Origin of the sequence: Pseudomonas sp. C1C7 (genome assembly GCF_013359595.1) — a bacterium.
GTDB lineage: Bacteria > Pseudomonadota > Gammaproteobacteria > Pseudomonadales > Pseudomonadaceae > Aquipseudomonas.
Genome location: NZ_JABFMP010000011.1, coordinates 110,933 through 123,724, shown reverse-complemented (window position 1 = coordinate 123,724; position 12,792 = coordinate 110,933). Strand labels below are relative to the sequence as shown.

At 62.0% G+C, this 12,792-nt stretch carries 12 protein-coding genes; 5 read left to right on the top strand and 7 right to left on the bottom strand.

Features of this window, described 5'->3' with window-relative positions; all coding sequences use genetic code 11:
* Positions 1-118 precede the first annotated feature (118 nt).
* On the top strand, positions 119-1,435 hold the full coding sequence (locus HNO86_RS11945; RefSeq protein WP_175377159.1) for a bifunctional DedA family/phosphatase PAP2 family protein: 1,317 nt from the start codon (positions 119-121) through the stop codon (positions 1,433-1,435).
* A gap of 73 nt (positions 1,436-1,508) precedes the next feature.
* On the opposite strand, the gene HNO86_RS11940 is transcribed toward HNO86_RS11945, so the two are convergent.
* Genes HNO86_RS11940 through HNO86_RS11930 form a run of 3 tightly spaced genes read right to left on the bottom strand, consistent with a single transcriptional unit; the run spans position 1,509 to position 3,188 of the window.
* On the bottom strand, positions 1,509-2,099 hold the full coding sequence (locus tag HNO86_RS11940; RefSeq protein WP_175377158.1) for an LON peptidase substrate-binding domain-containing protein: 591 nt from the start codon (positions 2,097-2,099) through the stop codon (positions 1,509-1,511).
* A 10-nt stretch (positions 2,100-2,109) separates the two neighbouring features.
* Complete coding sequence (locus tag HNO86_RS11935; RefSeq protein ID WP_175377157.1) at positions 2,110-2,826, bottom strand: LrgB family protein; 717 nt, start codon at positions 2,824-2,826, stop codon at positions 2,110-2,112.
* A complete protein-coding gene (locus HNO86_RS11930; protein ID WP_175377156.1) occupies positions 2,823-3,188 on the bottom strand; it encodes a CidA/LrgA family protein in 366 nt (121 codons plus the stop codon). The genes HNO86_RS11935 and HNO86_RS11930 overlap by 4 nt, the downstream gene beginning before the upstream one ends.
* Before the next feature lie 199 nt (positions 3,189-3,387).
* Here HNO86_RS11930 and HNO86_RS11925 point away from each other — a divergent pair, with 199 nt between their 5' ends.
* From HNO86_RS11925 to HNO86_RS11915, 3 genes are all read left to right on the top strand, one after another.
* The gene (locus tag HNO86_RS11925) at positions 3,388-3,843 is read left to right on the top strand and encodes a MaoC family dehydratase (protein WP_110965059.1); all 456 of its coding nucleotides are present in this window, start codon (positions 3,388-3,390) and stop codon (positions 3,841-3,843) included.
* 114 nt (positions 3,844-3,957) lie between these two features.
* Positions 3,958-5,676, top strand: a complete 1,719-nt coding sequence (locus tag HNO86_RS11920) for a C13 family peptidase (RefSeq protein WP_175377155.1) — start codon at positions 3,958-3,960, stop codon at positions 5,674-5,676.
* A gap of 27 nt (positions 5,677-5,703) precedes the next feature.
* Positions 5,704-6,345 (top strand): oxidoreductase, encoded by a 642-nt coding sequence (locus HNO86_RS11915; RefSeq protein ID WP_175377154.1) that lies wholly within the window; start codon positions 5,704-5,706, stop codon positions 6,343-6,345.
* 94 nt (positions 6,346-6,439) lie between these two features.
* Here HNO86_RS11915 and HNO86_RS11910 read toward each other — a convergent pair whose 3' ends face one another.
* The 4 genes from HNO86_RS11910 to HNO86_RS11895 all read right to left on the bottom strand — a co-directional run bounded on the left by HNO86_RS11910 (position 6,440) and on the right by HNO86_RS11895 (position 10,781).
* Positions 6,440-6,724 (bottom strand): YceK/YidQ family lipoprotein, encoded by a 285-nt coding sequence (locus HNO86_RS11910; RefSeq protein WP_175377153.1) that lies wholly within the window; start codon positions 6,722-6,724, stop codon positions 6,440-6,442.
* Positions 6,717-7,349, bottom strand: coding sequence for a flavin prenyltransferase UbiX (ubiX, locus tag HNO86_RS11905; protein ID WP_175377152.1), 633 nt, complete (start codon positions 7,347-7,349; stop codon positions 6,717-6,719). Before ubiX ends, HNO86_RS11910 begins: the two co-directional genes overlap by 8 nt.
* Entirely contained in the window at positions 7,346-8,695 is a 1,350-nt protein-coding gene (gene mpl, locus HNO86_RS11900) for a UDP-N-acetylmuramate:L-alanyl-gamma-D-glutamyl-meso-diaminopimelate ligase (protein ID WP_175377151.1), read from the bottom strand. The genes ubiX and mpl overlap by 4 nt, the downstream gene beginning before the upstream one ends.
* Before the next feature lie 175 nt (positions 8,696-8,870).
* Entirely contained in the window at positions 8,871-10,781 is a 1,911-nt protein-coding gene (locus HNO86_RS11895) for a sigma-54-dependent Fis family transcriptional regulator (protein WP_175377150.1), read from the bottom strand.
* Between the two features lie 396 nt (positions 10,782-11,177).
* Between HNO86_RS11895 and HNO86_RS11890 the strand changes: the two genes are divergently transcribed.
* A complete protein-coding gene (locus HNO86_RS11890) occupies positions 11,178-12,698 on the top strand; it encodes an aldehyde dehydrogenase family protein (RefSeq protein WP_175377149.1) in 1,521 nt (506 codons plus the stop codon).
* Positions 12,699-12,792: the final 94 nt, after the last annotated feature.

Below are 12,792 nucleotides of genomic sequence, written 5' to 3'. Positions count from 1 at the left end.
GGTGGTTGCTTCACCATCGATGTCGACTGACACGGCGCTTTCGCGAGCAAGCTCGGCTCCTACAGGGGATGGATGTGTTTTTGGAATGTGTGCCTGATCATTGAATGGAGTTGTTTTTATGGGCCCATGGCTCGATAGCGTGACCGCCTGGCTGACCGTCAACCCGCAATGGCTGGCGGCAGCGGTGTTCATCGTGGCCTTCGTCGAATGCCTGGCGATTGCAGGACTGATCGTACCCGGCACGGTGCTGCTGTTCGCCGTGGCGGTACTGGCCGGCAGCGGCGCGTTGTCGCTGAGCGAAACCCTGTTGCTGGGTTTCTTCGCGGGCGTGCTGGGCGATGTGGTGTCGTATTTCCTCGGGCGCCATTTCCATCAGAACATCCGCCGCCTGCCCGGCTTGCGTCATCACCCGGAATGGATCGCCGGGGCCGAGGCCTATTTCCAGCGCTACGGTATCGCCAGCCTGCTGGTCGGTCGCTTCATCGGCCCCCTGCGCCCCATGCTGCCGATGGTCGCCGGGATGTTCGACATGCCCTTCCCGCGTTTCTTTGCCGTCAGCCTGTTGGCCGGCGCGGGGTGGTCGGTCGCATATCTGCTGCCGGGCTGGGCCACCGGGGCGGCGATTCGCTTGCCGCTGCCCGAGGGCTTCTGGCCCCAGGCCGGCATCGTCGCCGCCAGCATCGCCTTGATGATCGGCTTGAGCGCCACCAGCAGCCTGCGCAAACACCGCAAGGCCACGGTATTCATTACCGGGATGAGTTTTCTGATTCTGGCCGCGTTGTTTATCGGTTACTCGCACCTGACTGCTCTGGACCAGGGAATCATGACACTGGTGCAGGAACATCGCAGCCCCATGCTCGATGAAGTGGCGGTGGTGTTCACGCTGATCGGTGAGTTCCGCAACATGCTGGTGTTCAGCGCCCTGCTGGTGGTGCTGCTGTTGCTGACGCGACAATGGCGCCAAGCCATCTTCGCCTGCAGTACGTTGCTGTTCACCGCACTGGCCAACACGGCGACCAAGCACTTTTTCGCCCGCATGCGCCCGGAAGTCTTGAGCGACCCGCTGTCCAGTTACAGCATGCCCAGCGGCCATGCTTCCGGCTCCTTTGCGCTTTTCCTGACCCTGGCCGTCCTGGCCGGCCGCGGACAACCACCACGCATGCGTCTGACCTGGTTGCTGGTGGCCTGCCTGCCGGCACTGGCGATTGCACTGTCGCGGGTTTATCTCGGCGCGCACTGGCCAACGGACGTGCTGGCCGGCGCGATGCTGGCGGCTTGTGTCTGTGCGGCGAGCCTGGGTTTGATGCAACTCCGGACCCCGCTCAACCCCATGCCACCAAAGATCTGGTGGCTGGTGCTGCCGTCGCTGGTGGCGTTGTTCGGATTCTTCGTGTTGCGGCATTTGCCGAATACGATGTTGAGGTATGCCTATTAGACAAAAGCAAAAGATCGCAGCCTGGGACGCTCCCACAGGGGGAGCGTCCCAGGCTGCGATCTTTTAAAGGGCGTCAGGCAAACAACTCGCCCTGCAACTCATCCAGCAACGCCTGAATCGCATCCAGACGCTGCTGCGGGTCATCGAGTTGCAGCAGGTCGATCTTGTCCAGTTCGGCGAACGGCAACAGGTAAGCCAGTTGATTGGCCAGGGACTGCTGCCCGGCCGCTTCGGTGCCCATGTTCAGCGCTTCGACCATGGGATGTTCCGCCAGGGCCTTGAGCAGCGCCACCAGATCGGCGTCCTCATCCTGCAGCGGTTGTTCCGGTTCCTCTTCCAGCCAGTCGACTTCGGCGACGATCAACTGGTCGCGCTGCACTTCGGTACGCAGAACATGGAAGCGTCGACCGCCCTGCACCCGAATTCCCAGCAGGCCGTTTTCCTGGGTCTTGAAATCGGTGATCAGCGCTTCGCAGCCGACCAGCGCGTAGCCTGCCGGAGCGATGCCGACCTCTTCACCATCGAGGATGCACACCACACCGAAGCCGCCGCCCTGTTTCATGCAGCGTCCGATCATGTCCAGGTAACGCGCCTCGAAAATCTGCAGATCGAGGATGCAGCCCGGAAACAGCACCGTGTTCAGCGGAAAAAGCGGCAGACTCATAGACATTTCCTTAAACCACCATCGACACCGCCAGCGGCAGCAAGACCGCCGTGGCCACGCCCATCAGACTCATCGCCAGCGCCGCGAAGGCACCGCACTCTTCATTTTCCTGCATCGCCACCGCCGTGCCGACCGCGTGAGCCGTCATGCCCAGTGCCATGCCCCGCGCCTCGGGGCTGTGGACCCCGAGCCGGGTCAGCAGGCTGGGGCCGAAGATCGCGCCGATCACACCGGTGATCAACACGAACACCGCCGCCAGCGCCGCGACACCACCAATCTGCTCGGCCACCAGCATGGCAATCGGCGACGTCACCGATTTGGGCGCCATGGTCATCAGGATCATGTGCTCGGCGCCGAACCACCAGCCCAGCAGCACGCCCATGCTGGTGGCGACCACTCCACCTATCACCAGCGTAGTAAATATCGGCCAGAACAACTGCCGAATCCGCCGCAGGTTCAGGTACAGCGGCACCGCCAGCGCAACGGTCGCCGGTCCCAGCAGAATGCTGAGGATCTCGGTGCTCTTGCGATACTCGGTATAGGTCAGCCCGCAGCTCACCAGCACACCGATCACCAGCAACATGGAGACCAGCACCGGCTGCAAAAAGATCCAGCGGGTTTTCTCGAAAGCCGCGAGCACCAGCTGATAGGCACCGAGGGTGATGCCGATGCCGAACAAGGGATGATGGATGACCGAGGTCCAGGCGCCGTTCCAGTCGAGGGTCATGGGCGGTCCTCGCGAGGATGGGCGTGACGCTTGATCATGCGCTGCATGAGCACGCCGGCGAAGGCCATGGACAGCAGCAGCGACAACACCAGCGCGCCGGCGATGGCCCAGAAATCGGCGGCAATGTCCTTGGCGTAGACCATCACGCCCACCGCCGGCGGCACCAGCAGCAAAGGCAGGTACCGCAGCAGGCTGCCGGCCGCCAGGTTCAGCGGCTCGCCCACCTGACCGCGGCTGATCAGAAACACCAGCAACAGCAGCAGGCCGACAATCGGCCCCGGCAGCACCGGCAAAAACAAATGGTTGATCGCGGTGCCGAGCAATTGAAACAGCACCAGCCAGGTCAGGCCACGTAACAACATCCTTCACTCTCCCGCAGAACCCGTCGCCCGCCGTCACGGGCCGAGCATTATAAACACGCCAGCCGTATACACCGGCATTCGCCAAAAGCATGGTCGGTTGACCGCAGGAATTAACAATGTTGATCTACAGTGGTAAGCCTGAGGTGCAAACATCTCGACTGAAAAAACTATAAAACCGATGAACCCAAGGAGAGTCTCAATGCCCTTTGTTCCAGTTGCAGAGCTCAAAGATTATGTCGGCAAGGAACTTGGACGTTCCGAATGGCTCACGATCGATCAGGAGCGCATCAACCTGTTCGCCGAAGCCACAGGGGACTATCAGTTCATCCACGTCGACCCGGTCAAGGCGGCGCAAACCCCGTTTGGCAGCACCATCGCCCACGGTTTCCTGTCGCTGTCGCTGATTCCGAAACTGATGGAAGACATCCTCGTCGTGCCTGAAGGCCTGAAGATGGTGGTCAACTACGGTCTGGACAGCGTGCGCTTCATCCAGCCGGTCAAGGTCAATTCGAAGGTGCGCCTGAAGGTCGACCTGACCGAAGTGACCGAGAAAAAACCTGGCCAATGGCTGCTCAAGGCCACTACCACCCTGGAAATCGAAGGTTCGGACAAGCCGGCGTACATCGCCGAGCCTCTGTCGCTCTGCTTCGTGTAAACCCTCCCGGATGCGAAGCAGCACCTGCTGTTTCGCGCCCGCCACTTTATATACCCGCTGTATAAGGACACATAGCTGCGGCATACTCGGTCGCCTAATTGCCCGGAACCCGCTATGCGCTCACTTGCACTCCTTGCCTTGACTCTGATGCTCTCCGCGTGCGGCGACGGTGAATCTCCGTTACCTCCTGACGCCCGCTTGCCGGACGGCGGTCGTTATCGTGGCGACCTGGTCGATGGATTGCTGCAAGGCCAGGGACGCATCGATTACCCCAACGGCAGTTGGTACGCCGGCGAGTTCGACAAGGGCCAGTGGCACGGCCAGGGCGAATGGCACGGCAGCAACGGCGAGGTCTACCGCGGCAAATTCAATCAGGGCCTGTTCGACGGCCAGGGCAGCCTCACCACCAATGGCAGCAGCTACACCGGCGGTTTCAAGCTCGGCCGGCGCGACGGCGAAGGCACCCTCAAAGAAAACGGCATGACCTACCGGGGCGAATTCAAGGCCGACCAGTATTCGGGCCTGGGTCGCCTGGAACTCGAGGACGGCAGCGCCTATCAGGGCCAGTTCGCCCACGGCAAGCCCAACGGCGAAGGCCAGCGCGGCGACGGCAACGGCAATCAGTTCACCGGCCGCTTCGTCGACGGCCAGCTGGAAGGCAACGGGACATTCAACAGTGCTGACGGCGACATCTATGTCGGCAGCTTCAAGAATAACCAGCTCAACGGCAAGGGCCGCTACGAGAACGCGGACGGCGATGTCTGGCTGGGGCAGTTCAAGGAAGGCTCGCTCAATGGCAAGGGCGAACTGATCGGCGCCGATGGCAGCCATTACACCGGCCACTTCAATGATTGGCGCTTCAGTGGCCAGGGCCGCCTGAACCTGGCCGACGGCAGCTTTTACATCGGCCAGTTCGACAGCGACACCTATTCCGGTCGCGGCACCCTGGTGCTGACGGACGGCTCGGTGCTCAGCGGCATCTGGGTCAATGGCCAACGGGTGCGTGACGCCGATGGCAAGCTTTTGCCCGATACCCTCGAACTCGGCCTGCTGGCCCAGGGCCGCCTGCTCGAAGACGCGCTGGGCAATGTGCCCGCCTCGACCCCGGCAGTCGAGCTGTACACCCTGACCCTGGGCGGTGACGGCAAGCAGAGCGTGTTCCTGCGCGAATCCGACTACGTCGCCAACATGCTCACCAGCCGCTTCGGCGCCTTTGGCCAGATTCGCCTGGTGAACCATCGCGATCATCTCGGCGACCGGCCGATGGCCACCCGGGAAAACCTGCGTCGCGCCGCACTGACGCTGGCCGAACGCAGCGGCCCGGAAGATCTGATTTTCATCTACCTGTCCAGCCACGGCACCAGCGAGCATGAGCTGGTACTCGATCAGCCGCGCATGGAGCTGGCCGACCTGCCCGCCGACGAACTGGCGGCCGTGCTCGCCCCGCTGAAAAACCGCGACAAGATTATCGTGATTTCGGCCTGCTATTCCGGGGGTTTCATTCCCGCCCTCAAGGACGAACGCACCCTGATCATGACCGCCTCGCGGGCCGATCGCGTGTCCTTCGGTTGCTCCGAAGAAGCCAACTTCACCTACTTCGGCGACGCCCTGTTCGCCCAGGCGCTGAACCAGACCGACGACCTGGAGCAAGCCTTCAAACTGGCCAAGGCCACCGTCGCCGAGCGTGAACTGGCCGATGGCTTCGAAGCCTCTGAACCGCAGATCTGGGCGCCGAAAACCGTGCTGTCGCACTGGCAGTTGCTGCGCAAGCAGCAAGCGCGCAAAGCCCTGCAAAGTACGTCGATTGACAGCAAGGACGCAAAGACCAACTAAGCTGAAGAGTATCAAGGGAGAAACACTATGTACTTGACGCCTCAGCACGTATTGCTTGCCGGAGCCACCGGTTTGACCGGTGAGCATTTGCTCGATCGCCTGCTCAACGAGCCGACGATTACCCGCGTACTGGCGCCGTCGCGCCGGCCGCTGGTCAAGCATCCGCACCTTGAAAACCCCGTGGGCGACCCGGCGATGTTCCTGCCGCAACTGAGCGGACGCGTCGACATCGCCTATTGCTGCCTGGGCACGACCATCAAGCAGGCCGGCTCGCAAGAGGCGTTTCGGGCGGTGGATCTGGACATGGTCGTGGCGTTCGCCAAGCGTGCCCGGGAGATGGGCGCGCGACACCTGATCGTGATCAGTGCATTGGGAGCTGATCGCAGGTCCTCGAATTTCTACAACAAGGTCAAAGGCGAGATGGAATACGCGTTGCGGGCGCAGGACTGGCCACAACTGACCATTTGCCGTCCTTCACTGCTGCTGGGTGAACGTACCGAGCCGCGTCTGGGCGAGAAGGTTGCTGGTCCCCTGTCACGGCTGATTCCTGGCAAATACCATGGCATCGAAGCCTGTCAGTTGGCGCGCGCGATGTGGCGTCTGGCGCTGGAAGAGCAGGATGGGGTGCGGGTTATCGAATCGGATGAGCTGAGGAAGCTCGGCAAATAGAAAGCTCGGTTAATCAAGATCAAAAGATCGCAGCCTTCGGCAGCTCCTACTCGAGTACTTTGTAGGAGCTGCCGAAGGCTGCGATCTTTTGCTTTTACATCCCGCCCGTTGCCTGAAAATTCACTCCCAGCACCGTCAACAGCGACAACGGTAACAACAGGGTATCGAGCAACGCGCTGGCCGGCAGGTCGACACCCGGATAGCTCGGTGCCTCGGCACCGAATCGATCCTTGGCACAGCAGCCGCCATTCATTGCATACAGGTCCAGCCGCGTCCCGGCGTACACCACCGGCGCGCCCGGCTTGGCCGCGTCCAGGGTCCGCGCCGTCGCACACCCCGCCAGTTGCAGCGCCAGCACAATGACCAGCAGCTTATTCATCGCTGCTCATATGGTGCTCGCCCCAGCGCGGCAGCATGTCCTGGGGAATGTTCAGCAGATTGAGAATCCGCGCCACGACAAAATCGATCAGGTCGTCGATGGTTTGCGGCTGATGGTAGAAGCCCGGCGAGGCCGGCAGGATGGTCACGCCCATGTTCGACAGCTTGAGCATGTGTTCCAGATGAATGCTCGAGTACGGCGCCTCGCGGGGCACCAGGATCAACTGGCGGCGCTCCTTGAGCGTGACGTCGGCGGCGCGTTCGATCAGGTTGTTGCAGGCGCCGGTGGCAATGGCCGACAAGGTCCCCGTGGAACACGGCACCACCACCATCGCAGCAGGTGCCCCTGAGCCCGAAGCCACCGGCGACATCCAGTCTTCCTTGCCATAGACCCGAATCTGCCCGGCGGCCGCACCGGTGTACTCGGTGAGGAACGCCTGCATCATCTGCGGCTTGGCCGGCAGCGTGACGTCGGTTTCGGTGGCCATCACCAGTTGCGCCGCCTTGGAGATCAGGAAGTGCACCTCGCGGTCGTCACGCACCAGGCAGTCCAACAGGCGCAAGCCGTACTGGGCGCCGGAAGCGCCCGTCATCGCCAGCGTGATGCGGTCCGGACCGTTGTTCATTTCAGCGCCTCGGCGAGTTTGCCGTGCAGGCCGCCGAAGCCGCCGTTGCTCATGATCACCACATGGGTGCCCGGTTGCGCCTGGCTTTTCACCCGCTCGATGATGCCCTCCAGCGAATCGCTGACGATCGATGGCACAGTGCACAGCGCGGCGGTGCCCGCCAAGTCCCAGCCAAGATTCGGCGGTGCGTACCAGATCACCTGATCGGCATCGACCACGCTTTCCGGCAGTCCGTCACGGTGTGCGCCGAGCTTCATGGAGTTGGAACGCGGCTCGATGATCGCGATCAGCGGAGCGTCGCCGATGCGCTTGCGCAGGCCGTCGAGGGTGGTGGCGATGGCGGTCGGGTGGTGGGCGAAATCGTCATAAATGGTGATGCCCCGGACCTCCGCGACTTTCTCCATGCGGCGCTTTACGCTCTTGAAAGCGCTCAGCGCTGCGATGCCCATGGATGGGACGACACCGACGTGACGCGCCGCCGCCAAAGTGGCCAGGGCGTTGGCGACGTTGTGCTGGCCCGTCAGGTCCCACTCGACCACGCCCTGGGAAACCCCTTCGAACATCACTTCGAAGGCCGAACCGTCTTCGCTGAGCAACTTGACCTGCCACTGACCGCCGGCACCGGTGGTCTGCACCGGGGTCCAGCAGCCCATCTCGATGACGCGCTGCAAAGCTGGCTCGGTGGTCGGATGAATCACCAGGCCTTCGCTCGGGATGGTCCGCACCAGATGGTGGAATTGCCGCTCGATGGCTGGCAGATCGGGGAAGATGTCAGCGTGATCGTATTCGAGATTGTTCAGAATCGCCGTGCGCGGGCGGTAGTGAACGAATTTGGAGCGTTTGTCGAAGAAGGCGCTGTCGTATTCATCGGCTTCGATCACGAAGAACGGGGTGCCACCCAGACGCGCCGACACCGAGAAGTTCTGCGGTACGCCGCCGATCAGGAAGCCGGGACTCATGCCGGCGTGCTCCAGCACCCAGGCGAGCATGCTGCTGGTGGTGGTCTTGCCATGGGTGCCGGCGACCGCCAGCACCCAACGACCCTGCAGCACGTGATCCGCCAGCCATTGCGGGCCGGAGACGTAAGGCAGGCCTTTGTTCAGCACATATTCCACCGCCGGGTTGCCACGGGACATGGCGTTGCCGATCACCACCAGATCAGGGGCCGGATCCAGCTGCGCCGGGTCGTAGCCCTGGGTCAACTCGATGCCCTGGGCCTCCAGTTGAGTACTCATCGGCGGATAGACGTTGGCATCGGAGCCCGTCACGTGATGGCCCAGCTCTTTGGCCAGAACCGCCATCGAACCCATGAAAGTGCCGCAGATACCAAGAATATGAATGTGCATAGTCGACCTCGTAAAACATGGCCGCAGGTTAGCTTAGGGAGGGGAAAATCGCACCTTTGTTTCCGATCGCGATGAAACCCTGCAGGAGCGAGGCTTGCCCGCGAAGAATGTTAACGCGTCCCATCAGGCAGTACGCGTCACGGCATTCGCGGGCAGGCCTCGCTCCTACAGGTATCTAGCGGGCAATCCCGTGTTTGCGCAGTTTCCGGTAGAGGGTATTGCGACTCACGCCCAACTGCTGCGCCGTATGGGTCATGTGCCAGCGCGTATGCTCCAGCGCATTGAGCAACGCCAGCCGCTCGGCATCGTCCAGTGGGCGTTCGGACTCTTCAACGGGCTGCACGACCATCGGCCGGGCCTGTCGGATCATCGCCGGCAAATCCTCCAGCCCGATGTGCCCGTCTTCGCACAGCGCCGCCAGGGTGCGCAGCACATTGCGCAATTGGCGCACGTTGCCCGGCCAGGCGAAGGCCAGCAAAGCCTGACGCGCGGATTCGTCGATCAGCACGCTTTCCCCGCGCGACTCTTCGGCCAGCAAAAAGTCGAGCAGTTGCGATTTGTCACTGCGATCGCGCAACGCCGGCAGCGCAATTTCCAGACCATTGAGCCGGTAATACAGATCTTCGCGGAAACTGCCCTCCTCGACCCGATCCAGCAGCTGGCGGTGCGTGGCGCTGATGATCCGCACATTGATTTCCTGGGGCTCGCCACCGATGGGCACCACCTGGCGATCCTCCAGCACCCTCAGCAGTCGCGTCTGCAACGCCAGGGGCATATCACCGATTTCGTCGAGGAACAGCGTCCCGCCATCGGCCTGCTGCAGCTTGCCGCGCATGCCTTCCTTGCGCGCGCCGGTGAAACTGCCGCCGCGATAGCCGAACAGTTCACTCTCGATCAGGCTTTCGGGAATGGCCGCGCAGTTAAGGGCGACAAAGGCCTTGTCGGCACGCTGACTGGCTTGATGCACCGCCTTGGCGAAGGCTTCCTTGCCCGAACCGGTTTCCCCGTTGATCAGCAGCGGCACGTCCCGCTCATAGACGCGCAGGGCCTTGCGGAAATCGGTCTGCAACGCGGTGTCGCCAAGGCAAATGCCCGACAGCTGCGCACGCGCCTCAATGATCGGCCCCGGCACCAGAGGCACCGGCACGCGCCGCGGCTGTCCGCGCAAAACAGCGAACAATCGCCGTCCGTCACGGGTACGCAGTGGCCAACTGGCGCTGGCGTCGAGGCTGGCGCGACCAAGCAGTTCATCGAGCCGGCAATCGAAAAACGCTTCCACCGGCTGCCCCGGCAAGCCGCCACGGGGATGCCCCAACAGGTTCAATGCGCTTTGATTGACCGCACAGATGCGCCCATCGCCGTCGAACGCCAGCAATCCTTCACTGAACAGGCCGACAGATTCGGCTTGCAGATGAAAGCGCAGCAGCCATTGGTTCTCGAAATAACGCAGGAAGTAGCAACTCTCGATCATCTTCGCCGAGAGATTGACCAGCGCCATGGTGTGGAACTGGCTCTGGCGCGATACGTCCTGGCGCGCCGAGGAAACGTCGAGCACCGCCAGCAATTCGCCATGGGGATCGAACACGGGGCTGGCCGAGCAGGTCAGACCGGTATGGCGGCCACGGAAATGTTCGTCGCGATGAATCGTCAGCGCCTGGCGCTCCACCAGACAGGTGCCGATGCCGTTGGTGCCTTCGCAGGCTTCGCTCCAGTCCGCGCCGAGCCAGAGCCCGGCGCGTTCGAAAATCTTCCGTTCGGTGGGGGCCGTCACGCAATTGAGGATCACGCCCCGGGCGTCGGTCAGCAGCACCGCATGGCCGGAACCGGAGAGTTGCTGATGCAGACTGGTCATTTCGTTGCCGGCGATGTGCAGCACCTGCTGCAGGCGCTCACGGCTTTCGAGGACGCGACCGTGTTCCAGCACCGTGGGCGCCATGGTCAGGGCCGGGTCGAGATGGTAGTCCTCAAGGCAACGCAACCAGGAGCGTGCGATGGACGGGTCGCTGCCGGGGCCGTGCAGATGGGCCTTGCCCTGGGCAACGGTCAGGACCTGACGGGCATGGCGACTCAAATGGTTGTCGTGCATTTCTTATTGTTCCCCCGAAAGGTTTACATCCCTGCAGGAGCTGCCGAAGGCTGCGATCTTTTGATCTTGCTCTTAAAAACAAAATCAAAAGATCGCAGCCTTCGGCAACTCCCACCACACAGGGTGTATCAGCAGCGATTGCTCTGAGCATCCTCCAGGCTGGCCCTCATTGCAATGCTGGCGAGACCGGGCAGTCACAGGCTGTGCCATAAACGGTACAAACTGTCACCCTGGCTGTACCGATAGCGTCACGGCCGCCGCCCGCCGGTCCGACAAGAATCACGCAAGACCTTGATTTGCCTGACCTGCGAGGCAGTGGCCCGACCTTTGCTCTACGCTTAATGCAGCGCACATGCGCGTCCTCCCTATAAGCACAAAAGCAAGGAGAGAAACATCATGCGTTACGCTCACCCCGGTACTGAAGGCGCTATTGTTTCGTTCAAAGCCAAATACGGTAACTACATCGGCGGCGAGTTCGTCGCGCCTGTCAAAGGTCAGTACTTCACCAATACCTCGCCAGTGAATGGCCAACCGATTGCCGAATTCCCCCGTTCCACGGCCGAAGACATCGAAAAGGCCCTGGATGCTGCCCATGCGGCGGCCGATGCCTGGGGCGCCACGTCCGTCCAGGCGCGCTCTTTGATTCTGCTGAAAATCGCCGATCGCATCGAACAGAACCTGGAAACCCTGGCGCTCACCGAGAGCTGGGACAACGGCAAGGCCGTTCGCGAAACCCTCAACGCCGACATCCCGCTGGCTGCCGACCACTTCCGTTACTTCGCAGGCTGCCTGCGCGCCCAGGAAGGCAGCGCCGCCGAGATCGACGGCAACACCGTGGCCTATCACATCCATGAACCGCTGGGCGTGGTCGGGCAGATCATTCCGTGGAACTTCCCGATCCTGATGGCCGCCTGGAAACTCGCTCCGGCCCTCGCTGCCGGTAACTGCGTGGTGCTCAAGCCGGCCGAGCAAACTCCGCTGGGCATCAGCGTGCTGGTCGAACTGATCGGCGACCTGCTGCCACCGGGCGTGCTGAACATCGTGCAAGGCTTCGGCAAAGAAGCCGGCGAAGCCCTGGCCACCAGCAAGCGCATCGCCAAAATCGCCTTCACCGGCTCGACCCCGGTCGGCTCGCACATCATGAAATGCGCGGCCGAAAACATCATTCCGTCCACCGTGGAGCTGGGTGGCAAATCGCCGAACATCTTCTTCGAAGACATCATGCAGGCTGAGCCGACCTTCATCGAGAAGGCGGCCGAAGGTCTGGTGCTGGCGTTCTTCAACCAGGGCGAAGTCTGCACCTGCCCTTCCCGCGCGCTGGTACAGGAGTCGATCTACGACGAGTTCATGCAAGTGGTGATGAAGAAGGTCATGCAAATCAAGCGTGGCGACCCCTTCGACACCGACACCATGGTCGGCGCCCAAGCGTCCGAGCAGCAATTCGACAAGATCCTGTCGTACCTGGAAATCGCCAAGGGCGAAGGTGCCGAGTTGCTGACCGGCGGCAAGGTCGAGAAGCTCGATGGCAACCTGGCGACCGGCTATTACATCCAGCCGACCCTGCTCAAGGGCACCAACAAGATGCGTGTGTTCCAGGAAGAAATCTTTGGCCCGGTGGTGAGCGTCACCACCTTCAAGGACGAAGCCGAAGCCCTAGCGATCGCCAACGACACCGAGTTCGGCCTGGGTGCCGGTCTCTGGACCCGCGACATCAACCGCGCCTATCGCATGGGCCGCGCCATCAAGGCCGGTCGCGTGTGGACCAACTGCTACCACCTGTACCCGGCGCACGCCGCGTTCGGCGGTTACAAGAAGTCCGGCGTCGGCCGCGAAACCCACAAAATGATGCTCGATCACTATCAGCAGACCAAAAACCTGCTGGTGAGCTACGACATCAATCCGCTGGGCTTCTTCTGATAACCCGGCGTAACACCGCATAACAGCCTTCGCGGGCAGCTCGCTCCTACAGACACCTGAACCTGTAGGAGCGAGGCTTGCCCGCGAAGACGTC